This window comes from Paenibacillus sp. FA6 (assembly GCF_051550225.1).
Taxonomy (GTDB): Bacteria; Bacillota; Bacilli; order Paenibacillales; family Paenibacillaceae; genus Paenibacillus_AQ.
In genome coordinates this window covers 4,159,065-4,185,308 of the sequence record NZ_CP188820.1, presented here as the reverse complement: position 1 = coordinate 4,185,308, position 26,244 = coordinate 4,159,065, and the positions used below count along the sequence as shown (strand labels likewise).

Annotated in this window: 18 protein-coding genes; 17 read left to right on the top strand and 1 reads right to left on the bottom strand. The window is 41.8% G+C overall.

Going from position 1 to position 26,244, the window contains the following annotated elements; all coding sequences use genetic code 11:
• The first annotated feature begins 34 nt into the window (after positions 1–34).
• The 16 genes from ACP8HI_RS19220 (at position 35) to ACP8HI_RS19145 (ending at position 23,275) form a co-directional block, all read left to right on the top strand.
• Entirely contained in the window at positions 35–1,174 is a 1,140-nt protein-coding gene (locus ACP8HI_RS19220; protein ID WP_438347781.1) for an enolase C-terminal domain-like protein, read from the top strand.
• Positions 1,175–1,210: 36 nt separating this feature from the next.
• On the top strand, positions 1,211–2,734 hold the full coding sequence (locus ACP8HI_RS19215) for an extracellular solute-binding protein (protein WP_438347780.1): 1,524 nt from the start codon (positions 1,211–1,213) through the stop codon (positions 2,732–2,734).
• A 231-nt stretch (positions 2,735–2,965) separates the two neighbouring features.
• A complete protein-coding gene (locus ACP8HI_RS19210) occupies positions 2,966–3,769 on the top strand; it encodes an acyltransferase domain-containing protein (RefSeq protein WP_438347779.1) in 804 nt (267 codons plus the stop codon).
• Between the two features lie 208 nt (positions 3,770–3,977).
• The gene (locus ACP8HI_RS19205; protein ID WP_438347778.1) at positions 3,978–5,891 is read left to right on the top strand and encodes an acyltransferase family protein; all 1,914 of its coding nucleotides are present in this window, start codon (positions 3,978–3,980) and stop codon (positions 5,889–5,891) included.
• 180 nt (positions 5,892–6,071) lie between these two features.
• The gene (locus tag ACP8HI_RS19200) at positions 6,072–7,286 is read left to right on the top strand and encodes an MFS transporter (RefSeq protein ID WP_438347777.1); all 1,215 of its coding nucleotides are present in this window, start codon (positions 6,072–6,074) and stop codon (positions 7,284–7,286) included.
• Between the two features lie 266 nt (positions 7,287–7,552).
• The gene (locus ACP8HI_RS19195) at positions 7,553–7,834 is read left to right on the top strand and encodes a hypothetical protein (protein ID WP_438347776.1); all 282 of its coding nucleotides are present in this window, start codon (positions 7,553–7,555) and stop codon (positions 7,832–7,834) included.
• 24 nt (positions 7,835–7,858) lie between these two features.
• Entirely contained in the window at positions 7,859–8,902 is a 1,044-nt protein-coding gene (locus ACP8HI_RS19190; protein ID WP_438347775.1) for a glycoside hydrolase family 88/105 protein, read from the top strand.
• Between the two features lie 94 nt (positions 8,903–8,996).
• Complete coding sequence (locus ACP8HI_RS19185; RefSeq protein ID WP_438347774.1) at positions 8,997–11,306, top strand: AraC family transcriptional regulator; 2,310 nt, start codon at positions 8,997–8,999, stop codon at positions 11,304–11,306.
• Between the two features lie 208 nt (positions 11,307–11,514).
• On the top strand, positions 11,515–12,444 hold the full coding sequence (locus tag ACP8HI_RS19180; RefSeq protein WP_438351903.1) for an ABC transporter permease: 930 nt from the start codon (positions 11,515–11,517) through the stop codon (positions 12,442–12,444).
• A 20-nt stretch (positions 12,445–12,464) separates the two neighbouring features.
• Positions 12,465–13,349 (top strand): carbohydrate ABC transporter permease, encoded by an 885-nt coding sequence (locus tag ACP8HI_RS19175; RefSeq protein ID WP_438347773.1) that lies wholly within the window; start codon positions 12,465–12,467, stop codon positions 13,347–13,349.
• A gap of 63 nt (positions 13,350–13,412) precedes the next feature.
• Positions 13,413–14,978 (top strand): extracellular solute-binding protein, encoded by a 1,566-nt coding sequence (locus ACP8HI_RS19170; RefSeq protein ID WP_438347772.1) that lies wholly within the window; start codon positions 13,413–13,415, stop codon positions 14,976–14,978.
• Positions 14,979–15,063: 85 nt separating this feature from the next.
• Positions 15,064–16,338: a hypothetical protein gene (locus tag ACP8HI_RS19165; RefSeq protein ID WP_438347771.1), complete on the top strand. Its 1,275-nt coding sequence runs from the start codon at positions 15,064–15,066 to the stop codon at positions 16,336–16,338.
• Complete coding sequence (locus ACP8HI_RS19160; RefSeq protein ID WP_438347770.1) at positions 16,335–19,322, top strand: glycoside hydrolase family 88 protein; 2,988 nt, start codon at positions 16,335–16,337, stop codon at positions 19,320–19,322. The genes ACP8HI_RS19165 and ACP8HI_RS19160 overlap by 4 nt, the downstream gene beginning before the upstream one ends.
• A 535-nt stretch (positions 19,323–19,857) precedes the next feature.
• A complete protein-coding gene (locus ACP8HI_RS19155) occupies positions 19,858–21,072 on the top strand; it encodes a stalk domain-containing protein (protein ID WP_438351902.1) in 1,215 nt (404 codons plus the stop codon).
• A gap of 116 nt (positions 21,073–21,188) precedes the next feature.
• Positions 21,189–21,752 (top strand): GNAT family N-acetyltransferase, encoded by a 564-nt coding sequence (locus ACP8HI_RS19150; RefSeq protein ID WP_438347769.1) that lies wholly within the window; start codon positions 21,189–21,191, stop codon positions 21,750–21,752.
• A gap of 38 nt (positions 21,753–21,790) precedes the next feature.
• On the top strand, positions 21,791–23,275 hold the full coding sequence (locus ACP8HI_RS19145) for a methyl-accepting chemotaxis protein (RefSeq protein ID WP_438347768.1): 1,485 nt from the start codon (positions 21,791–21,793) through the stop codon (positions 23,273–23,275).
• Positions 23,276–23,766: 491 nt separating this feature from the next.
• Here the strand turns inward: ACP8HI_RS19145 and ACP8HI_RS19140 are convergent, their stop codons facing one another.
• Positions 23,767–24,582: an undecaprenyl-diphosphate phosphatase gene (locus tag ACP8HI_RS19140; protein ID WP_438347767.1), complete on the bottom strand. Its 816-nt coding sequence runs from the start codon at positions 24,580–24,582 to the stop codon at positions 23,767–23,769.
• A gap of 170 nt (positions 24,583–24,752) precedes the next feature.
• Between ACP8HI_RS19140 and ACP8HI_RS19135 the strand changes: the two genes are divergently transcribed.
• The gene (locus tag ACP8HI_RS19135; RefSeq protein WP_438347766.1) at positions 24,753–26,060 is read left to right on the top strand and encodes a hemolysin family protein; all 1,308 of its coding nucleotides are present in this window, start codon (positions 24,753–24,755) and stop codon (positions 26,058–26,060) included.
• Positions 26,061–26,244 lie beyond the last annotated feature (184 nt).

The window sequence follows — 26,244 nt, the reverse complement described above, 5'->3', positions numbered from 1 at the left end:
CTATTTTAAAAAATAGAAGAGGAGCTAATCGAGTATGAAGAAATTCAATGATTTAGATAGAACTTGGTGTATTGAGAAAATTGAACAAGTACAAATGAAAGGTGAACGACCTAGAGTGGCAGGCTGCAATGCGAGACTCGGAGTGCATGGCAAGGAAGTCAGTTTCCCGTTAGTGCGCATTACTATTGGAGGGATTAGCGGATACAGTTGGTCACGTGTCTCTCGTGAAGAAGCGAAAGCGCTCATCGGGACACCCGTTGGTGAGATCTTTTGTGAGGAGCAGTGGATTCAGAATCGTTTCCAAAGTATTCAATTTCCATTGTTCGAATGGCTGGCGATTGTCAGAGGAATTCCTGTGTATCAGCTGCTAAGTGGTCAGACGGCTCCACTGAATGTAGCTTGTTATGATACATCTTTATATTTCGATGATCTTCATCTTCGCTCTGAGGCGGATGCTGTGAAGTTACTACAGGAGGAGGCGATGCAAGGCTATGATAAAGGGTTTCGCGGGTTTAAAATAAAGGTGGGTCGCGGTGCTATGCATATGGATTTGATAGAGGGAACGAAGCGGGATATTGCTATCGTTAACGGCATCCGCGAAGTGGTCGGTTCCGAATGTAACATCTCAATTGATGCTAATAACGGCTACAATCTGAATCTGACCAAGCATGTGCTGAAGGAAACAAAGCAGTCTAACTTGTTGTGGATTGAAGAAGCTTTCCATGAAGATGATCAGCTGTACCGTAATTTAAAGGCATGGTTGGTTGAGGAGAATATCAATGTGCTGATTACGGATGGTGAAGGTTGGGCGGCGGAACCGATCGTGGAATGGGCGGAGCAGGGCTTGATTGATGCGATTCAGTATGATTTGAAGGACTACGGAATTGTAAATTGGTTAAAGTTGGCGAAGCGGCTAGCGAACAGCAGTGTGAAGGCAGCACCGCATAATTATGGTGGCTTCTATGGGAACTTTGCTTCGGCACAAGTGTATCCGGCTATTGAAGGCTTTATGTTTGTTGAGTGGGATGAGGCACAAATTGCTGGTATAGATACATCTGGCTATACAATCAAGGATGGTAAAATTTCTATACCGTCGACACCAGGATTCGGTCTGCATATTGACGAAGTCAACTACAACAGCAAGGTTCGTGACAACGGCTGGGAAGTATCATGACGCAAGGTCAACATTTGAATGGGGGATGAATTCACTATGAAATTCAATATAGCTAAGCTGTCACACAAAAGGTTGCCTTTGTTTGTAACTACAATGCTTGTACTATCGTTACTTACGGCTGCATGCTCTTCATCTAATTCATCTAATTCGTCAGATTCAACTTCGGGTAAACCAACGGAGATCAGAATTATGGCAGACTACAGCATTGCTCAGCCCCCAGCTCCGGACAATCCGGTTCATCTGGAATTTGAAAAAAGAACGAATACGAAGCTGACAGTTACCTGGGTGGCAAGCGGAGATTACTCGGATCGGGTCAATGTGGCACTATCTGCAGGTGATATGGCTGATTTGATTAAAATTCCGAATATCACAACGCCATTATTCCGCCAAATGGTGAAGCAAGGTGCGTTTTGGGACTTAACGCCTTATGTAGAAAACTATCCGAATCTGATGGCAATGGATGCGAAGATTTGGAACAATACGAAGATCGATGGTAAATCATTTGCGGTTCCGGCCGGACGTCCTATGGATGGTGGCGGCTTTGTCTCGATACGTAAGGATTGGTTAGATAAGCTGGGGCTTAAAATGCCGACCGATATGGATGAGATGTACACTGTTTTGAAAGCGTTTAAAGACAATGCGCCAGACGGCAAAAAGGATACCGTTGGTTATACGATGCGGGATTCACGTGTGATTGAGGAAATATTCACGGGAACTGCAGGTAAATGGAAAGAAAGAGATGGTAAGCTGGTCAATATGACACTGGAGCCGGAGATGAAGGATGCGTTAGTTTATTTGAACAAGTTATACAATGAAGGTTTAATTCCAGAGGACTTCCCAGTCATGAAGGAAAATCAATATTGGGAATTGGCTACAAACGGCAGAGCCGGAGTGACCTCGGAAACACCTGAAGCTCTATTCCGCTATACGATGGATCAATGGAAGAAGAACCCCGAAGTGGAATGGACTCCGATGATTTCCTTGGCGCCTAAAGCCGGAGGGAAGCAATACGTAACGCAAAGCACAGGCTTTAATGGGGTGCTGGCTATCCCGAAAACTGTATCTGAGGAAAAAATGAAAGCTATTCTGAAATTCATTGACTACGGCTCGGGGGGCGAAGGTCTCGACTTGACGTTATATGGTATCGAGGGTGCTCACTATACGGTGGAGGACGGACTGAAAATGGCTAATGACAAAGCGGTTGCAGACAGTGTTGGAACGGCTGCATGGGGGAAAATATTTAGTACCACGGTGCTTGATCTATGGCAGTACGCAGCAGGCATGCCAAGGGAAGTTTATCAACGTAACATGGAAATTGCTGAAGAGAAATCAAAGATTTCAACAGGTGATCCGGCAATCGGTCTCGTATCCGAAACTGACATTAAGCTAGGAGCTGATTACAACAAAAAAATTGCCGATATGAAAGTACAGACGATCATTGGTAAAACGACGTTAGAAGAATGGGATAAATATGTGGATAGCTTGAAGACAGATCCTAACTATACGAAGATTACCGATGAAATCAACGCTGAGTATAGCAAGCGGATGGCACAGAAGTAAGCTGCGGTTATAGTTAAGACACCAATAAGCCCTGATATGATCAGAAGTCTTGATCTATCAGGGCTTATTTTTATTGACTACACAAAAGGCACATTTCAATTGATTGATATAAAGAACGTTTTGTTTATTCTACGTCTTTATTTGTTACATCCTCTTTTGTTATGATGATCGTATAGCTTTGAATGTAACTAATGGACAGAGCGAAAATATTATAATTAGGGGACTCTTAGCGTGAATTTGCAATCATTCTGTAAGGGTATAAGACTTAATCCAGAAGCCAGTCAGTTTTTGTTTGACTTTCAGAGGGATGAAGAATCATATGATAGACACAAACAACAGTTTTACAACGATCGAATGACCTTCTTTGAAACCGTTAAGCAATCTCCAAAGTATCGGCAGCTATTTCTATATTATTATGTAAGATTTGCCGTAGATGCTTATGAAGAATATCAAAGCAGAGGCATCGCAGATCAGATTTATTGGGACACGTTTTCTGACATAGAGATTTGGTGTTCAGACTGTAAACGAAATTTCGGTGAATATGGCATTCAAGAATATGACTGGTTACAAGAGCATGTCCAACTGCGGTTATTCAGATTAGGAAGGTTACAGTTTCAACCACTGACCTTTGATCGCGAGTTAGAGGTAGAGGGAAAAAAGATCTATAAAAACCAAATTGTACTCAATGTACACATTCCTTCGGGGGAGCCGCTAGAACCTCAACAAGTCGAACAGTCTTTTGAACTTGCAAGAGGATTCTTCAGAGGGATTACTCCGCTGTTTATTTGTCATTCCTGGTTAATTTACCCTGAATTAGATGAGATACTAATACAGACATCCAATATTATGCAGTTTCAAAAGAATTTCTTCATATATCAGGTGGATCATGACGTAAGAGAGGCTGAGAAACGGATATTTAATAAGGTGAGTTCCGATCCGTCTGAATACGAGGCCCTTACAACTTTGCAGCGAAGCGCGAAAGCGTATCTGATGGCAGGCAACAAACTGGGTAGCGGTTATGGAATTAAATTATGAAATGATCTGAAATTCTACAGATTCAAGTGCAGCACTAGTTAGCTTTACTTTCCCGAATTTGTGATCTGAGTTATCCAAATGTAATGGCATCCCGCAAAGTAATCCCTGCGTGGATGCTTTTTTTCTTCATAATAAAGTCCCAGAACTATTTAAGTTGCTGCCACGTCTTGCCTATGAATAACAAATCAAGGGTAGGGACTGAAACATAATGAATGACAACACGAAGTTTTTCAGAAATCAACATATGGGGAGTAAATCACCTTTACAATCGATAGGTGGAAAACGCTATATGCCGGGGCTGGATGGGCTCAGGGCTTTGTCGGTACTGGCCGTCATCGGTTATCATCTAAATTTGAAATGGGCTCAGGGTGGGCTGCTGGGCGTAGGGATCTTTTTTGTCATCTCTGGCTATCTCATTACGGACCAAATCATTAACCAATGGGAGCAGTATCGTAGGCTGAGCCTTCTGGACTTCTGGATCAGAAGAGCGCGTAGGCTGCTGCCGGCAATGTTAGGTATGCTGCTGTTCGTGGTTTTGTGGCTCTTATGTGTGGACCATACCAGATTGTTTGGGCTGTGGGGTGATTTTCTGTCTTCATTGTTTTATGTGAATAACTGGTGGCTTATATTCCACAAGGTGTCATACTTCGAGAACTTTGGACCACCTTCACCGATCGGTCATCTTTGGTCGCTTTCCATTGAGGGACAATTTTATATCATATGGCCGCTGGTTCTCGTGATAGGAATAAAAATTGCACCCCAGCGAGGTAAACTCATCGCACTGATCCTTGCTTGTGCTACTGCCTCAGCTTTAGCCATGGCAATGATCTATGTACCGGGGACGGATCCAAGCAGAGTCTATTATGGTACAGATACCCGCGTATTTGCCCTGCTCATCGGAGCGGCCCTTGCCGTGGTATGGCCAAGTCAGAAGCTTCATAATGCTGTCTTTGGAACGGCACGTCATGTGCTTGATATAATTGGGGGACTGGGTCTCTTCATATTAATAGTACAGATCTACCAAACCAACGAGTTTGATGATTCGCTCTACCGGGGTGGTTTTCTGTTATTATCCTTCGTCACTGTGGCAGTTATTGCCGTTCTCGTCCATCCGGCCAGCCGTGTGGGATGGATTATAGGCTGCAAGCCTTTGCGGTGGATCGGAGTCCGTTCTTATAGCTTGTACATTTGGCATTATCCCGTCATTATCCTAACCAGCCCCAGTGTGAATACAGATGGAATCAGTGTTCTTCGCATCATACTTCAGTTGGCAGCTAGCTTTCTCCTAGCGGCATTGTCATACAAGTATGTGGAGGAGCCGCTACGGCGGGGGTCATTCAGAGCGAGGCGGCAAAATAGGATCACGACGCGACGCCGGGGCATCCGGCCTGTTTTCCTGATCGCGATCATCTCGTTGATCCTTATTCCCATCGCCTGCAGCAGTTACCTGTCAAAGAATGAACCTACGCCCTTAGTCGAAGTGGCTGGTTTACAGAATGTACAGCATGAACAAAAAGAGACAGCATCTCAAGATGGTGCAGAAGCAGATCACAGCGCAAAAGAAGGGGATGAAATCGAAAAACCTTCTACACCTCCCGTAGTACATGACACGACTAACTCTGAAGACAAGAAACCAATGTCCGTGGATATCCAATCAGGAAAGGGCATAACTGCCATAGGAGATTCCGTCATTCTGGACGCAGCACCATTTCTGGGGGAAATGCTCCCCGGTGTTGTCGTCGATGGCAAGGTCGGCAGGCAGATGTGGCAGGTGGAGGAGGTAGTTGATCGGCTTAAAGCACAAGGCAGGCTGGGAAACCGGATTATCATTCAGCTGGGAACAAACGGAGCCTTTAATACAAAACAATTACGTAAACTACTTCATTCGCTTAGCGATGCCCAGCAGATTGTTTTGGTCAATACACGCGTTCCAAGAAAATGGCAGGATACCGTAAATGCTAATATCGCAAAAGTTTCCGGCGAGTTCAATAACACAATGATAGTAGACTGGTACTCAGCTAGTGAAGGGAAGGACGATTACTTCTATAGGGATGGCGTACATCTGAAAAGTGAGGGTGCCAAGTATTACGCCTCCATTCTTGCAAAGGCCATGGAGAAATAAAAATGACGGTTATAGTTGAGACACAAAAATCCCTGATATGATCAGAAACCTTGATCTATCAGGGATTTTTGTGTGATTACTATGCAGTTCAGTGACGTATATTCGCGTATTCTGCGCTTTATGTTGACTCCACAAAAGACACATGGTACTTTGAATTGTCAGAGAGGTGGAATATAGAGTATGGCTACATTATTTTTAATTATTATATATTTAGCTTTCATTAGCTTGGGTCTGCCCGACTCGATGTTGGGGTCCGCTTGGCCGATCATGCAATCCGACTACGGGGCTTCATTTGAAACGGCTGGCTTAATTGCCATGGTTATATCAGGAGGTACGATCGTTTCAAGTTTATTTAGCGGAACGATCATTGAACGGCTGGGTACTGGGAAAGTAACATTGATTAGTTGCATGATGACGGCAGGAGCTCTTCTGGGATTCTCTTATTCGCCATCTGTCATCTGGTTACTTCTCTTTGCTGTGCCACTTGGTCTGGGGGCAGGTGCCGTAGACTCAGGATTAAATAGTTATGTGGCTACCCATTACAAAGCGCATCATATGAGTTGGCTACATTGTTTCTGGGGGGTTGGAGCAACATTGGGTCCAATTATTATGTCCCAATATATTGCGAAAGATAATTCTTGGAGAAACGGTTATACTGCTGTTTTTTGGATTCAAATCACATTGGTTGTGCTATTGTTCTTGACGCTACCTTTGTGGAAACGAGTTGCTACGAACAGTCAGAAACATGTAGATGGAGATCAGATAGAGAAGAATGACCTTCATTTTGAGCAAGAGAAGACACTAAAACCATTGCAAATTAAAGGTGTAAAACTAGCACTCGTATCATTCTTGCTGTACTGCGGAGTCGAAGCAACGATGGGCTTATGGGGAAGTAGCTTTCTTGTCAACGTAAAAGAACTACCTGCATCGGTTGCTGCGCAATGGGTATCGATGTATTACGCTGGAATAACAGTTGGAAGGTTAGTAACCGGGTTTATTACGTTTAAAGTCAGTAATCGTACGCTCATTCGAGGCGGGGTATTGTTGGCACTATTCGGGGCGCTCCTGTTGATATTACCGTTTCCCAACATATTCTCTCTTTTTGGTTTTATTATGGTGGGCTTAGGGTGTGCACCGATATTCCCGTGTTTGATCCATGAGACGCCAGCTCGCTATGGGCACAAGCATTCTCAGAAAATTATGGGCTATCAAATAGCTGCAGCCTATACAGGAAGTACCCTTTTTCCGCCGCTTCTAGGCTTGCTAGCTGCTAAGACAACAATAGGTATCTTCCCGTTCTTTGTTGGGGCTTATATTGTGTTGTTACTCGTTTCATCTGAAAAAATAAATGGTATCGTGAAAGCTCGCCTACGAAGTCATGAAAGTATAGGATGAGGATATTTAGAGGAAGTGGAAAGGGAATAATGATACTGTGGAGGTAACTTGCTTTCTTCAATCAGAGCTCAGCTGATTCCTAGGTATGGCCGTGCTTTTACAATTTGTTGGATATTGAATTCTCCTCCAACAAATTGTAAAAGCATCATAATAGGAGATTTCCGACTTTTTTACAACAACTCGATCTGTATTAACGTTATGCAACTTGAAATACAAGACCCATATATAGTATAAATGGTGTACGACATGAAAAGTGGAGTGAAGCCATGAACACGGAGTCGATCAATATTGCTGAAAACGTGTGGCGAAGAGGCACTTATGAAAGCGCTACCATAAATCGTACAGCATTACATTACAATCCAAAGGTATCGTTTCGAGCATGTGGAATGGGTGGAGCAGCACAGCAGCTCGATCCGCCGAATCCGGTCGGAACCGGGGAAGTGACTGCGGTGATTCGCAATCTGTATGATTTGCTGCTGTTTGACAGAATAACGCCGCACTCGGCGGCCGTGGAATTTAGATTGAAGGCGAATGCTATTTTAGCATGAAATATAAATGAGGGGGATAAAGAAATGAAAATTAACACGGAAGCAAGCGATTTGAAGCAAGTCGTTGGACGCGTGGCGGAATACACGTTCGGAATGGACCTGACATGGGATTGGCCTGGCGGAGTCGCCTACTACGGCGTCAGCCGGGCGTTTGAGGTAACGGGCGAGCAAGCTTATTTGGACAGGATGGTTGCCTGGGTAGATGAATATATCGAAGCGGGAGTTCCAGGATGGACGGTCAATACGTGTGCAATGGGGCATATGCTGCTCACTTTATACGAGCAGACGAAGGACGAGAAGTATGCCGAGCTAATTTTCAGCAAGGTCGACTATTTGGAGAATAAAGCACTGCGTTTCAGTGACCAGGTGCTTCAGCATACGGTGTCAGCCAAAAACGATTTTCCGGAACAATGCTGGGCGGATACGCTGTTCATGGCGGCGTATTTCATGCTGCGCGTAGGCATCATGTTCGACAAGAAACATCTCGTTGAAGACGCGCTGCATCAATATTTCTGGCATATTAACTATTTGCAGGACGATAATAATGCGTTGTGGTATCACGGCTATAACCATATCAAGAAGGATCATATGTCCGGCATATATTGGGCACGCGCGAACGCCTGGGCGGCCTATACAATGTCCCGTGCGGCAAAAATACTGCCGGAAGGTTATTTGTATCCTCCAATGATGCATATATGGAGTTCATTACGGGATCAGCTTGCCGCCATCAAGAAATTGCAGAAGGAAGACGGTCTCTGGGGCACCGTGCTCGATTATCCTGGAGCTTACGGCGAAGTGTCGGCTACGGCCGGTATCGCGGCAGCAATGGTCATACAAGGCAATCCGCTGCACGGGAAGTACGTGAAGAAGGCGCTTGACGGCGTTCTGGCGAACATCGCTGACAACGGCCGCGTGCTGAACGTATCGGGCGGTACCGCCGTCATGAACGACATCGCGGGTTACTTCGGCATCGACAGGAAATGGGCCCAGGGCTGGGGGCAGGGGCTGGCGCTCGCGTTCTTGGCTTCGGTCATTGAGAATGAGAAAGAACATTCGGATGAGATTTGATGATGTTCTGTAATGGATAAAGGCCATATTTTCTGCCTTTCTTAATATTGAGCCATAGTACCATCATATCTGAACAGAATTGAAGGGGGATACAATGTTACTAAAAAAGTTCAGAAGTAAAATAGGTGGGATATGGGGACAAAAAGGTGTTTTCTACCGTAATAGTATGATTTCTATTTTACTTGCTGCAAGTATTCCAGGCTTTATTACGGGATTATTTATATACCAAATTGGTGTGAAGTATATGGAAAGGGATTTAAGCGCTTTACATCATCATCAAATGACGGAGAGAATTCGCAATATTGATGATCAACTGAATTATTTGGAATTAAGCCTTTCTAACTGGGCATTTAACCCACGGTTTGGTTTTGGGTTAAGTAATATGGATTTTGTTTATCATTTTCAGGATACGCGGGATATTACTAAGTCACTTAATATTATGGAAGGTTCTCATCCATTAGTGAAAGCGGTAGAGCTATATGTGAAGCGAACTCCGCCAATATTGTTTAAAACGGAATATTATCAAGTTTTTAACGATGAGTTAGTTCATAGCTATGAAGAAATAATAGCCGATAAAAGAACAGTATATTGGGATTATACAAGTGGAGATGAAGCGAAATCACCATTAATGCTTGTACATAAGGTACCCGGTGAGAGTAGCAGCCCTATAGGAGCATTAATCGTAAAATTAAACAGGGAAAAGGTCATCAGTTTATTGCGAACGATGACCCCGTATAATGAAGGAATTACCTTTCTTATGCAAAAAAATGGTAAGACAATACTATCGGACCAAAATCATGAATTAGATTTACAAAGCCACCTTACAGCATTGATTATGCAGCGTGATCAGCAGAATGGAAACTTGGTGTATGAATACAAGGGAGAAAGCTATACAGTTTCCTATGGGATTATAAAAAGAATTGCTGAGGAATGGATTTACGTATCAGCGTCGCCAACATCGGCGATCACTTCACCTGTAGTCACCCTATCTAAATTTATTTTGATAATAAGCGGGGGCAGTCTATTAATTGGCTTGCTATTGTCGTTCATTGTATCAAATCGCATGTATTCGCCTATTGTTAGATTAATCAAATATATTGATCCCGAGCGCCTTAATAGTAAAGGACATAAGGATGAATTCCGCTATATTGAATCGATATGGTCTAATGTTGCTAAACAAAGTTTACAATTTCAGGAGGAAGTTGCATCGGCACAGCCGATGCTGCGGAATAGCTTTCTTATGCAATTGCTGCAAGGTCATCTGCAATCTCTCAGTGAAGAAGATTTACTAAATAGAATGCGGAGCTTGCAATGGACGGTAGATGCACATTCCTACTATTTTATTCACATTTATCTCATTGGGATGGATTCATTAGGCAATCAAATGACATCAAACGATGAGGGGCTTATTACGTTTGCCGCCTATAACATTGCCGATGAGTTAATTTCTGGTCGTTTTAGTCAATGTCATGTTATGAACTTCCATGACTTATCAGTGGGGCTTTTTATTATGGAGCCTACAGGGCATGAAATTCATAATACCCTCGTAGAGTTTTGCACGGAAATGACTGAACTTGTTAATCAACTCTTGAAATTGCAAGTCATTACTACTGCTAGCCGTGAATCAACTGAAATTAAAAAAATGGCAAATATATTTATGGAGCTTGAGAGAGCGGTGAGCTATCGCCAATTCCGCAATCAAAATCAAATGATATTTTTAGAAACATCTCCAACGGATTTTGCTTTAGATGATATCCAATATCCTTTCGAACTTGAGTTAGAAATATTACAAGCTTTACGTGCAGGGGAACAGCATGCTGCCGAACAGCTGTTGCAAAGTTTTATGGAAACCGGTGCAGGGGATCAACAAAGAGAACGTAATGCACAGCAAAACATTTTACAGCTGCTTGGAAGCATCCAACACATGATGATGAAATCTGGTGTTAACCCGGATAAATTATTTCATGGAGAAAATATGTACAGCAAACTTTCACAAATTCGTGATCCGCAGCAAATGCTCAGATGGATGACTAGGAAAGTTGTTCTACCTTATATTGAGGAAAGAGCATCTCGTGCCAATGTGCAGCAGCAGGGTGTTATTAGCGAGGTGTTGAACTTTATTCATCAGCATTTCCATGAAGATATTTCATTAGAGCAATGTGCTGACCAAGTAGGGATGAACTTCTATGCATTAAGCAAACTATTTAAAAATATAACTGGAGTTAACTTTATTGATTATGTAACTGATTTTAGATTAAATAGGGCAAAAGAATTACTTCGTCAGACTCCGATGAAGATCAACGACATTGCAACAGAAGTAGGGTATCAGCAAAGGTATTTTAATCGTATTTTCAAAAAGAAGGTTGGACAAACGCCTAGTGAATATAGAGAATCGACGTATTAACAAAAAAATACCAGTGAATCACAAAAGTGTTCACGCACCGAAAAGCCTTGTAAATCAAGGCTTTTTTTGTGCAAAAAAATATAATTGTTCTGCTACTTAATATTCGAGATACTACAGTCACAAACAAACAAACAAACAAACAAATGGAACGTAGAGGGGGAATCGATAAGTGAAGAACAACATGATAACAGAATCGGTAACGTCTGAAATGGGAGTACCTCAGCTACTTGGTTCTCCGCGCTGGCTACTTCGATTAAAAAGGGATCGCTGGCTTTATCTTCTATTGTTGCCAGGCTTGCTATACTTCTTAGTATTTAAGTATTTGCCAATGTGGGGAGTACTAATTGCCTTTCAAAATTTTCAACCTTATGTTGGTTTTTGGAGCAGCGAATGGATTGGTTTTGAACATTTCAAAATATTTTTTGCAAATCCCGATTTTTTAAGGTTGCTAAAAAATACGTTGATTCTCGCAGTATATGATTTAGTTTTCTTTTTTCCGACACCTATAATAATTGCCCTGCTATTAAATGAAATACGTATTTCGGTATTCAAAAAATGGATACAAACGTTGATTTATATTCCGCATTTTATTTCGATGGTTATTGTAGCAAGTATGACTTATGTGTTCTTGACGACACAGGGTGGAATAATAAATGAAATTATATTTAATTTAACGGGTGGAAAAATTAACTTCTTAGCTGATCCATCATGGTTTAGACCGATGATTATTTTGCAAATTATGTGGAAAGAAACAGGTTGGGGAACGATTATATTTTTAGCTGCACTGGCTGCAGTGGACGTAGAACAATATGAGGCTGCAATTGTGGATGGGGCAACGAGATGGCAGCGACTATGGAATGTAACCATTCCATCTATACTTCCGGTCATTACCATTTTATTAATACTTAGGTTAGGTAACTTTTTAGATAATGGTTTTGAACAAATTTTCTTGATGACAAACTCACTGAATCGAACGGTTGCAGATGTATTTGATACCTATGTTTATTTTGTAGGCATTACGCAAGGCGCATTTAGCTATAGTACAGCAATCGGATTATTCAAATCAGTCATTGGTATTATATTAATTTATGGAAGCAACTGGGTAGCAAAGCGTACGGGACAAGAAGGTCTATATTAACATAAGGAGGTGCATGCTCTATGCTCAATAAGCATGATCAGATTGGCGAACGAGTTTTTGATATTTTTAATTATCTCTTTCTAGCTATATTTGCATTGATTACGCTGCTTCCTTTCATTTATATTGTAGCGGGTTCATTTGCGACAGAAGCAGAATTGGCAGAACGCGACTTTTTCTTATTCCCGAGAGATATCTCAATATCTGCGTATCAATATATCTTTTCTACAAATACCATTTTCCGAAGTATGGGAGTATCAATCTTTATTACGGTTGTAGGAACATTAACTAACTTATTCTTTACATTGACGATGGCATATGCGCTTTCACGTAAAGAATTGATGGGTAGAAACTTTGTTATGAACTTAATCATTTTCTCTATGCTCTTTAGTGGTGGAATGATCCCGTCCTATCTTGTCGTTAAAGAGTTGGGCTTAATAAACAGCTATGCTGCCGTAATTTTACCAGGTGCAATTAGTGCCTTTAATCTTATCGTTATTCGAAACTTCTTTCAAAACTTACCGCCAGGATTGGAAGAGTCGGCCAGAATTGATGGCTGTACAGATGTCGGTGTACTGTGGAAAATTGTTATTCCGCTATCGATGCCGATCATTGCAACCTTTGGTCTATTCTACGCAGTAGGACATTGGAATAATTTCTTCTCAGCACTATTGTATTTGAACGATCATACGAAATGGCCGCTTCAGGTTATGCTTCGCGAAATCGTTATGCTATCGCAACTATCGATTGGAGATATGAGTAATATAGATCCAAACTTTGTTAAGCCGCCCGATCAATCTGTGAAAATGGCAGTAATAATAGTTGGGACATTACCGATTTTACTTGTATATCCGTTCTTGCAGAAGCATTTTGCAAAAGGTGCCTTGCTTGGATCAATCAAAGGTTAGTTTATCGCTTTGCGATATCTAAATATATATATCATTTTTATATTAGAGGGAGGACGTTGTAAAATGACTAAACAGAAGAAGAGGGTTAATGTAGCAAGTATTGTAGTAATGCTCGCATTGGTAAGTTTAATCTTTACAGGCTGTGCGAAGAATACTGGTACGCCAGAGGTGACAGGTACTGCTGCGCCAACTAAGCAAGCCGATGCTAGCACGCCAGATGAGGAAAAGGTATTGCCGCCTCTAAAGTTGGAAATTATGGTGCCTGCATTCAATACAGAATTGCCTGATAGCAATTCCCCGGTCATTAAGGCGTTAGAGGAATATACAAACACAGAAGTTCATATGCAATTTGTACCAAACAGCTCGTACCCTGATAAAGCGAATATTACGTTAGTATCTGGTCAACTTCCCCACTTAATGGTACTTGACCGCAACTCTGCAAGCTATATTAACGCTGCAAGATCAGGGGCTTTCTGGGAAATTGGCTCTTACTTAAAAGACTATCCCAACTTAAGCATGGCAAATGAAATTATTTTGAATAACTCCTCTGTTGATGGAAAAACCTACGGTATTTACCGCGGACGTGTTCTTGGTAGAATGGGAGTGACTGTAAACAGAGATTGGCTTGCAAATGTAGGCATGACCGCACCGACGACAATGGATGAGTTTTATGACATGTTGAAAGCGTTTAAAGAAAATGATCCAGATCAAAATGGTAAAAATGATACTTACGGTATGGTAGTTACGAAATATACGGGACCATGGGATATTATGCAAACTTGGTTTGGCGCACCGAATAAATGGGGTGAAGATGCAAGCGGCCAATTGCTGCCAACACATCTATTCCCTGAATATAGAGAAGCACTGACATTTTTCAAAAAGCTGTACGATGAAGGCCTAGTTAATGAAGACTTTGCTGTTATGGATCCTGCGGCATGGAGTGATCCGGTTATCAGTGGCAAAGCTGGGGTTATTGTAGACGTAGCGGACGTTTCCCGTCGTATTGATAATTCAATGCAAGATAAAGCGAAACGTGATGTTCCTTACACAGATGTATTCCAAGCCCCTGTCGGTCCAAATGGACATCGCGATATGCCAACTTCAGGCTATGCCAATCTCATTGCGATTTCTAAATCATCCGTTAAAACGGAAGATGATTTGAAACGAGTATTGAAATTTTTAGATCAACTTGGTGATCCGGAAATGCAGTTATTGCTTGGTTACGGAATTGAAGGAAGACATTATGAACTAGTTGATGGTCATATTAAAGCATTAACGACTGCAGAAGATACTTCCCTTATAAAGGAAATGGAAAGCTTAAACCAGATTTTAACATTTGTTGGACCGGCAGCACCTACTATTGAAATGACTACGATTAACAAAAAAATTGATGAAGTTCAAGCTGCGAACATATCTATCGTTGTTGGAAATCCGGCAGAGCCATTAATCTCTGAGGTATATGCGAAGCAAGGACAACAGATGGATAATATCATTGCAGATGCTCGTATTCAATATATTGTTGGTCAAATTGATGATGCAGGCTTAGATGCAGCAATTGAGCTGTGGAAAAAGAATGGCGGAAACGAATATATCGCCGAAATTAATGAGCTTTACGCAGCATCTAAATAGTATGAAATAGCATGAAAGAAGCCCTTCAGTACATTTCTTGAAATTTGCTGAAGGGATCATTCTATCTGATGGGGAGCGGTTATAGATGGATACAGAACTAAGTACAGATTATATTGAACTAATACAATTCGATGTTTCAGCAGCAGGACCGCATTGTAAAGTACTTGTTGGCGATTTAGATGGGGATGGAGCTATGGAGCTGCTGTTTGTACAGGCAGATGGCGGCATCGATGATCGCTATGTGCCGCATCAGGTTCAAGCATTGACAGCATATCATTTGAGTGGTGAATTGCTTTGGCAGGTCGGAACACCGACGGAGGATGCTGGTGGTTTAGGTTCGGATTTCCCAGCTCAAATTTATGATTGGGATAGAGATGGCGCAAACGAAGTGCTTTGTGTAATGAATAAGCAATTTCTTGCGCTTGATGGGGCGACTGGGGCAACGAAGCGTGCATTGTCGCTGCCAGGGGATGAGGCGCATGATTGTATTATTATTTGTAATTTACGTGGAACTGAGCACGCTCAAGATATTATATTGAAGGATCGATACCGTACTTTATGGGCAATGGATTATGATTGGAATGTGTTGTGGAGCTATGAAGGTAATCCGGGTCACTACCCTTGGGTATTTGATTTTGATAAAGATGGTAAAGATGATGTTATCGCAGGATATGACGTTCTTACACCCCAAGGGGAGCTAAAATGGTCAACATTACCGCTTGAGGATCATGCGGATTGTGTATGGGTTGGCGATGTACAGGGCCGTGGGGATCAACAAATCGTAATTGGCGGTAGTGTTACTGTCATGTATGACATTGAAGGTAATGAGCTTTGGCGTCATGACGGCTCCATTGAATCTCAGCATATCGCATTAGGCAAATTTAGGGCAGATTTGCCAGGGTTGCAAATAGCGGGATTGGACCGAATTGTTCGTGGAGATACTGGCGGGAAAATGACCGAAACCGGCAAAGACGGTATTTTTCTACTAGACCAAAACGGTCAAGAGATATGGAAGGAAGAGCGTACAACAAACGGATGGCTGACGATTATTGAAACGATGCGTCATTGGGACGATAGTGGTTTAGATTATATTTTGGCATATCGAAGAGGTGGAGGAGTTTTACCAACTTTGTATAATGGTCATATGGAACCAGTAGCTGTTTTCCCTGTAGACGGATATGTTGTCCATGCCGATCTAGTTCAGTCTGGTTTCGAACAAATCGTTATATACAACGCTGAAAAAGCAGCAATTTACAGCTCTGTGCAGATTGATATTAAGGATAATCCTGTTTCGAAAGGGTTGATAGAGAGTAAACGCCTGTACGCATCTACCTTATATCCAGGTGGTGAATATGTATGATACAACAGATTGAAAAGCTGCTTACATTAGTTGGTCAAAAGTATATGGAGGATCAGCGTCCTGCCCCTTATCAATTTCGTGTAACGAACTATACTGGATTTACTAGAGGCAAAGATTTTAGATATGACTTAAATATGATAGAGGCATTACCTGATCTACAAAACAATCAATACGTCTATGCTTGGTCGAAGCTATGGATAGAAGAAGTGCAGGAGCTTCCGTTTAGTCTTAGTTGCTATGGTCCTGCACAAGTATTTCTGAATGGTGAAAGAGTTCATTATGCCAATATTGAGGAAGAGGTTTTTCCTGAACGGCGCAGTTGGTTTCGTTTATCGTTGGCCAAAGGCTGGAATCATTTCGTTCTGCGTTTTATGAAAACAGAAACGGGCTGCGGTGCTAAATTCGGAACGGGCTCCATTAAAGGATTTCCACTGCATTTCATTATGCCGTCCTTAGAGAGGGCGGGGGGCGAAGGATGGATTTTTACGGAAGCTCTAAAAGCGGAGTTGCCATTTATTCCATCTACAGAAAGATCAGAATATCAGGATGGAATACGCTGGTATCCTGATGCAGTATGGCGTGCCGATGAGAATGAGTTGAGCGCAATTGAACGGATATTTACAAATGGTGAGCAGGGTAACTATGCGATTGGTTGGGCAATGATCTCAAGCGAGACTGATAGCGCTGTTCATTTGGCAGGACGTTATAAAGGCGAGCTCCAAATTTTTATTGATGGGCAGCTGAAATTTCAAGCACTGTCTGTTGGTGACGGCGAGCGTGATTTTGAGTTTACTGTTGATATAGCTAAAGGTCGAGCTCATTCTTTAATGATTCAGCTCCAGCATACTGCGGTCGGCTGGGGTTTCAAGTTTAATGATGAGTATTTAAAGCTGAATTGTCCTGTCCACGTTGAAGGAACGTCAGAAAATTGGCTCTATAGCGGTCCTTATCTAACAGTGAATGAAGCGGTACGAGATCAAATGACTGAATTATCTAATCTACATACTACAAAAAACGGATTAGATTATTGGTATATAGATGCGCCTTTTAGCCGAATTCGCCCCTTCGTTGAGACGACTCATTATGGCAAATGGAATTACCCATTAGGTGTAACCTTATATGGATTATTAAGTGCGGGAAAAATATTATCTATTGAATCCTTTGAATCGTATGTGCAAAATCATATTGAACTATGCACGAAATATTATGAGTATGCCAAATGGGATTGTAAGCAGTACGGAGCCCCTGGAATAAATCAGCAAATCGTGCTGATGGACAGTCTGGATGATTGCGGTTCTTTCGGAGCTACTATGCTTTTCACTATGGAAAATAACCCTTTAATAGGAAGTCTATCCGTTGCTGAGCGAATAGCTGGCTTTATTACGGATGAGCAACAGCGGCTTCCAGATGGGACCTTATATCGCTTAAAAGGAAGTACGGACTTTATGCAGCAAACAATGTGGTGTGATGATCTCTACATGAGTGTTCCATTTTTAGTTCGATACTACCGTTATACAAAGGATATCCGATATTTGGATGATGCTGTCCATCAAATTTTGCAGTACCGTCATTACTTATACCGAGAAGAGCTTCAAATTATGCATCATGTTTACGATATGAAATTCAATAAGCAGAACACGGTCTCTTGGGGAAGAGGTAATGGCTGGGTAATATTCTCACTTGCAGAGTTATTAGCGGAATTATCACCGCAGCATGAGAAATATGGCGAGTTGCTTACGATGTTTAGACAATTAAGTCAAGGCTTTCAACAACTTCAAGGGAAAAGGGGAATGTGGCATCAAATCGTTGATGATCATGATTCCTATGAGGAAACTTCCTGTACGGCGATGTTTATTTATGCATTCGCAAGGGGAGTGCAGAATGGCTGGTACGATAACCCTATTCAATATGTTGAAAGTGCATATTATGGATGGAAAGCACTAGCACAATATGCTGTAGATGAAGAGGGAAATATATTGGGTGTATGTAGGGGATCAGGATACTCCTATAATTACGAATACTATAAATATGATCTCCTGCCACGCTTGAATGATACTCATGGAATAGGAATTGTTATGCTCGCAGGTATTGAAATCATTAAACTTCGTAATTGCCGGGGTCCAGAAATGATACAAAAGGTACAGCTCACTGCTAAAAATGCAGGTCAATATTTGGAGATGAGTTTCCAAAGTGCACTTGTCGACGGGCAGTTGAATCTAGAATTTACGGGTGCGGCTCCCAAGATTAATGCGCTGACGATTGCTAAGCAGCAACCGCGCCAAGCAGGCGAACTGCCAACAGTCTACCTTGCTGGTGATTCGACTGTTCAGGCTTATGACTCTTACTGGCAGCCTCAAGCGGGCTGGGGACAAATGCTCCCAATATTTTTTAACAGTGACATCATATTCAAAAATCAGTCGATTGGTGGACGAAGCTCGAAGTCGTTTATCGTAGAGGGACGACTGGATGATATTTTGCGAGTGATTCAGCCAGGTGATTACTTTTTAATTCAATTCGGTCATAATGATGCAACGATTAGCGTTCCTGAACGATATGCATCGCCGGAAGATTACAAGGAATATTTGAAAACTTATATCAACGGAACTAGGCAGCGAGGTGCGGAGCCAATTCTCGTAACGCCAATGGGACGTAGGGATTTTAATTCTACAACAGGTAAATTCAATGTGAGCTTCCCTGCTTATGTAGAAAAAATGAAGGAGCTTGCTTCAGAGCTTGATGTTCTACTGGTCGATCTAAGTACGATGAGTATAGCCTATTATGATACGATTGGACCTGAAGGCTCAAAATCCGTATTTTTACATCTTGAACCAGGTATTTACGGAGCTTTTCCAAATGGATCCGCGGATGATACACATTTTCAGGAATATGGAGCGATTCAGATTGCTAGATTACTAGCTAGTGGTATACAGGAGTTGGATTCACCTTTATCCGCTTTTGTTAAGGAAATAGAATTACCGAAATGACGTTTAGGGAGCAGATATTTATAAAGTTTATCGCAAGCCGGCTTCAGAGCCAGATGATGCCTAAACGATGATTGGTTCTGCAACTATTTTAGTGAAGACGAAATCAGCTCTATGGAGAAGCCGCTTATTAACGTGACATATTCGACATTCTTGTGGATTCAAATATCATTGGTCGTGCTACTTTTCTTGACGCTACCTTTGTGACAAGAGTATTTAATCATGGATGTGATGAATAACAACACAACTCAGACGTAAACAGGGTAGTTCAATGAACTGCCCTATTTGCATTTAAAATATAAGAAAGTATAAGTTTCACTTGATACTCTATTCCTTATATTTCCGCTGAAACGGGTGCCGTTTTGGAAAAAGGACGGCATAGCCGTTTCTACTTGCAGAAGCATCATATATTCGCGAAAACTATCATTTTCTGGTAAAATGATAGAGGTGTTTGTTGTTACATGCAGTTATCATATTAATATATTCCTAGAATAGGAGATGCAAGATGAAACGATTTGCTCAAATCTTACTGTGCTCGATGATCGTCATGGGTGGAACGGTTGTAATGGATAGCAATGCGACTCAGGCAGCGGAAGCAGGAAAGGTTAGTATTGTGCTGGACGGATATCCGCTTCCATTTCCGGTACAACCTAAGGTTATGAATGGGACAACTTTGGTGCCGTTTCGGGCGATATCTGAAGCACTTGGAGTTACAGTAAACTGGGATCAGGCAACACAGCAAATTACGGCATCCAAGCAGGGGGCAGCGGGGACTAAGCAAGTAGTACTTACGATGGGAAGTACGAGTGCCATCGTTGACGGTGTCACTGTAAAGTTGGCTGCTGCTGTGCAAACGCTCAGCGGGAGTACGGTGATTCCGCTGAGCTTCTTCAGTCAGCAATTTGGGGCATCCGTCGCGTGGAATCAAGGGACGAAGACGGTTTCCATTACATCTCCGCGGGAAGAGATATATACGATGGGGTTTTATGCTTTGTCTTCTTTTGACGAACGGTCCTTGATCCCATCCTTCGATTCTGTTGCATTCGGCTGGAGTCGGATTGATACGAACGGACAATTCACCACGGAGGGTAAGGAATACAGATGGCCGAAGGCTGCTGGAGAGGTTACCCCTGAATCTATCATTCAAGAAGCAGAAGGCCAAGGTACAGCACCTTACTTGATGGTGTACTCGGTTGATGGGAACCTTGAACTTACGAAGAACTTAGAAGACAAGTTGCTCCAAGAACAGACGATATCTGGGATTGTAGATACCGCTTCACAAAAAGGATTCAAAGGAATTGTACTCGACCTGGAAGGTCTGGGTTGGAGCGGTGATAAAGCTAAAGCTCGATCAGACTATAATGCATTTATCAAGAATCTATCTATCAAGGCACATCAAGCTAATCTTAAGCTTACTGTCGTTCTTCATCCATTGAATAGCGCTTATTCGGGATATGACTATACCACATTGGCAAGCCTGGCCGACGACGTAATCATTATGGCGTATGCCTACGAACAGGAGAAAAGCCCGGAGCCACTCGGGAAGGTGGATGAAGCCATTATATTGGCTTTGAAAGAAGTGGACAAGGATAAGCTGATTCTCGGTATATCTATGGGGAGTGAAAATGAAAATTCTGTGAACACCAAAGTTGGACTTGCTAAACGCTACGGTCTTAAAGGGATTGCGGTCTGGCGTATCGGACTTATTGGGCAGGCTGCTTGGTCGGAAATGAGTACATCGGTAGAGTTATAGATGATCAAACCTACATTTTTTTACATCTAATTCCGATATGAATATAGAGCTATCTTTCCGTTCATGAGGAATTAACAGAGGTTCTAGAAAGAGAAAAGGAAAAAAAGGGAGTAGAAATGATGTTCAAACGTGTGGAGAACGAACTGGAGTTAGCGCGGTATCATAGCATTTGGACAACGGTCTGGTTAGAGAAAGGTTTTGAACTGGAATTTTCCGAAGAGGTTCTGGAAAGATTCGTGATTGTTACGAGCGATGGAGACTATGTGGGTACCTCTGAAATTAAGCCTTACAGTATCCATGAAAGTATGATCAATGAGGCGGCTCCTTTTGCTACCCATCCGAAATTGATACAGGCAGAAGGCGCAGTAGCTGAAATTGATAAGATGGCGGTTCTCAAATCGTATCGAGGAAATTTTATCGCGGATTTATTGTCAGCAGCTGTTCATTATGGCGAGAAGAATCGGTTGCGTTATTATGTGGCATTACTGGAACCTGTATTTCTGCGAGCACTCCGTATTACGTTTCAGGTACCCTTCGAAAAAATTGGGGGCAAAGTGTTCTACAAGGGTGATCATGTCGTTCCGGTTATTATCGATTTAGAGGAAGTATGCAACAATAAGGAACAATATTCATGGCTAACAAACTCACAAGAGATGAGTCGAATGAGGCAAACAACATGATGTTCTAATTCAATATTATAGCAATGGAAAGGATACATATGGATACAGTGAGGCTTTCGGAACTGGATAAACGTAATCGACTATTTATTAAAATTTCGTGGGGGATGTTGGTGCTTGGCATCATCACAGATCTCGCTATTGGGCTTAATATGCAAATGATACTCATGCTTGCAGGTCTAGGGGGAGTTGCATGTGGAGGGGCAACCTTTATGACTTACCGTCGTATTGGGGTCTCATATATCAAGTATTTTGTAGCTTCTATATTCACCTTAATCGTACTCTTTTTAATTTTATCAGATCCCAACCCTATTATTAGTACATATTTTTTGATCTATGTTAATTTGGCAGTAATGACGCTATATCAGGATCATAAGCCTATCATATTTACAGGTATTCTAGGTGCGGGTGTAAGTACATATCTATTCATGATTCCTTCATTCAAAGAGCAGTTGTTTCCGGGAGATTCCTTAATCTATATTTACATGTATCTTGCATTCGCAACAGCTGCGCTTGCTTTCTCAGCAAGATTTAGTCTAGCTTTGCAGGAGCAGGTAATAGCTGAGCAACAGGAGACACTTACGGCTAAGAATAAGGCGGACGCACTACTGAATAAGCTTAAAGATTCCATTCTGATGTTGAACGAGTTCAGTGATAGACAGAAGGAGAATGTTCACGTTACCGGTGGTATATCCAAAGAGGTGACATTGACCTTCTCCGAAATGGCAGTGGCCATTGAGAAGCAGACGGGCAATGTTATGAATGTAAGCGAGTCGACTCAGATTATTAAAGAAGATGTGAAAGAATTACTAGAGGGAACGACGCAGTTACAACAATATTCTGCGGATAATGCGGATTTGACCGAGCAGAGTAGTACGCAGATGCAGGTCTTATCGGCAGAAGTAGAAAGTGTACGACAAATCATTGAACATACCGTGGAGAATATGAGGCTTCTGAATATGGAGAATGATCGCATTAGCTCCATTGTTGGTACGATTAGCGAGATCTCTGAACAGACCAATCTGCTTGCGCTTAATGCGGCTATTGAAGCTGCACGTGCTGGAGAACATGGTAAAGGGTTCGGGGTTGTTTCGGGGGAGGTTCGTAAGCTGGCAGACAGATCTCGTACAGCAGCGAATGAAATTGATGGCATTCTGTATGGTGTACGCGAGCAAATAAGCGCAGTCGATCTTCAAGTGAAGCAGGGACAGACGGTTGTGACATCGAGCAGTGAGGTATCGCAAGTGGTGCAACAACTGATTCAGCGTATTAATGGAAATAGTGATCGAGTGAAGGAACATTCCAATATCGTCGACCAATCCGCGAACCGGCTTCATAAACGTCAGGTAGGAATAACGGATGATATGTCTAATATTGCTGCTACTACGCAACAGAACATGGCAGCAGTGGAAGAAATGTATGGAAGTATGGAAACGCAGGATCACAAAATAAGTGCTATTGTAGAAGACTACGTAAAGCTGGATCAACTGATAACAGACCTGAAGGAGCTTGTCTCCAAGCATTAAAATACGCAGGAGTTCAACGAGAACAATAAGGGGCTGTCCCATAAGTCATTAAAAATGGCTAGGGACACCCCTTTCTTTATCCTATTAGAAAATATAAGTCTTTTGGAGGACTCTATACATGAAGGTAGCTAGAATAAGATGGAATAGTTGCAGAAATGGTACTTACTCAGAAGAAAAGGCAGGCTGACGGAGAAATAGTTGCAGAAATGGCAGTTAAAACAGGTGAAATAGTGAGAAAAGATGATTTTCCAGTAATTAGATGCCCTTTATGCAACTAAACGTAGTGATAGGGGAATATGGCCGAATTTAAGTGTACTTTATGCATCTGTTGGTGATAGGAGGTGACGGAATTGTCCTGAAGAAGCGGTAGCGCTCGCCTACAAGCTTTCCGCAGGAAAGCTTGTAGATCGTAAGGACAAGCCGGCATCGTAGCGGTATCCTACACCCCTACGCCAATGCTTGTCAGGCACTAGTTATGATATTGATCCTTTTTATAATAAGAACAATAATATAAATGCACTCAGTAGGAAACAGTACCAAGAGAAATATTTGAGTTGACCCCGTTCCATAATTCCCATGAACCATTTCATAGAGAAGTAGGAGGCAACCAGTGAACATATGAAGGCCAGCGAATAGGGAAGAGCTAATGTTCCAATCTCTGGGTCACGTATAAGGTTTGATCCTTCGAGAATCATACTACCTACACTTATAGGGATGTATAGGAAGAATGAGAATTTGAGTGCAGTGGATTGCTTCAGCCCAAGCCCCATACCGGCTACAATGGTTGCTCCAGATCGACTAATTCCAGGAATTAAGGCAACGGCCTGAGCAAGTCCAATAATGACAGCATCTTTCAGTTTGAGTCCAGCCTCATTCTTACGCCCGCGTAAATTACGGATCAACCACAGCGCAATTCCTGTAATCAGGAGGGAGATGGCAATCGTTAGCATTCCTTTGAAGACATCGGAGATCAGATCATTGAACAGATATCCAATCAGTCCAGCAGGAATGGTTGCGAGAATAAGATATAAGATAAAGTGGAAATCCTTTTTATATTGTTCTTCTTTTCCGCTAAGGTATAACCAAGCATGCTTAATCAATTGAATTAAATCGTTCTTGTATATAAGTAGTATGGCTAACAATGATGCAAAGTTGACGAGTACCTCGAATCCTAGTCCTGCGATCTCTAATCCGAAAAGCTTTTGTACGATAATAACGTGAGCGCTGGAGGACACGGGGATCGGTTCGGTAACTCCTTGTACCAGACCTAAGAAGGCATATTTCAGTAGTGTGAAGAAATCGTTCATAATGCAGTGAGCACCTCATTTATGTATATTGTGGAGAAACAGCAGACTATTTGAAAAAAAGTGCGCATTGTACCATAATAAAGTATGGGAGTTACAATTTCAAATCTAAAGTATAAAGTAGCTTGAAGTATGTAATGAATATTTAAGCTATCACTAAGAAGGAGCATGATATGTTACTGAATTTATTGTTGGTTGCATTACTAATAATACTTACGGCTTTTTTCGTCGCTACGGAGTTCGCTATTATCAAGCTTCGCCCTAGTAGAGTGGATCAAATGGTTATGGAAGGCAAAAAGAACGCGGTGGCTGTTCATAAGGTCACTAATAATTTGGATGGCTATTTATCAGCTTGTCAATTGGGTATTACAATCACGGCTCTAGGACTTGGTTGGTTAGGCGAGCCAACAGTAGAGAAGATACTACTCCCGCTGTTCGAACAACTTAGTATTGGTGAAAGTACAGGACATATACTCTCCTTTATTATTGCATTCGTCTTCATAACATTCCTACATGTTGTGTTAGGTGAACTTGCACCGAAGACGCTGGCGATTCAAAAAGCAGAACAAATTGCAGTCCTTACTGCCCCTATCATCATTGTATTCAATAAAATCATGTATCCTTTTATATGGATATTAAATGGTTCAGCAAATGCGTTTGTAAGAATGTTCGGAATTATGCCTGCTAGTGAACATGATGAAGCCCACTCAGAGGAAGAGATTCAGATCATTCTGAGCGAGAGTTATGAAAGTGGAAAAATTAACAAAACGGAATATGGGTATGTTAGCCGGATCTTTGCCTTCGATGATTTGCTAGCTAGAGAAGTTATGGTACCACGTACAGATATGGTGTGCTTAGATATAAATCAGACACTGGAAGAGAATATAGCCATTATCAAAACGGAACAATACACTCGCTTTTTAGTTACTAATGGAAGTAAAGATGATATTATCGGCTTCGTAAACACCAAGAAGTTTTTCCTGAACTACGATAATAACCCTGCTTTTGATTTTAAGTCACTGATTCAACCGGTCCTAACCATTCCGGAGAGTTTACCTGTTAAGACACTTCTTCTAAAGATGCAAGAGCAGCATGTACACATTACCCTATTGTTAGATGAGTATGGTGGAACAGCTGGATTAGTTACGATTGAAGATATTTTAGAGGAAATTGTTGGTGAGATACGAGATGAATTCGATACAGATGAGAGAATGCCAATCGAAATATTAAACGAGAATCATTATTTAGTTGAAGGAAATACAGCTATTGATGATATTACTCTTCAACTTGGAATACACATTGAACATGAAGATATTGATTCTATTGGGGGCTGGTTGTATAGTCAGCAACCGGAACTTGCCAAAGGTATCGAGTGGCAATATGGAGAATGGATCTTCATCATTCGGAAAAAGGATAAGAATCGTATTCGAATAATTGAGATTATTCGTCAGGGTCAGGAGTTAACAGAAATCGATTCATAATTTCATCAACAGGAATTCGCAGGGTGCCTACTTAGGCCACCCTGTTTGTTTTTGATCATCAATTAGAATACATTAAGAAAGAAGAATCTACTCTAGATTAAAGATTGTAATAGGCCCAAATTAATTTTGAAAGCGTTATTAAAGGTATGGATCTAAACTATACTTAGTATTTGTAGGGAACAAC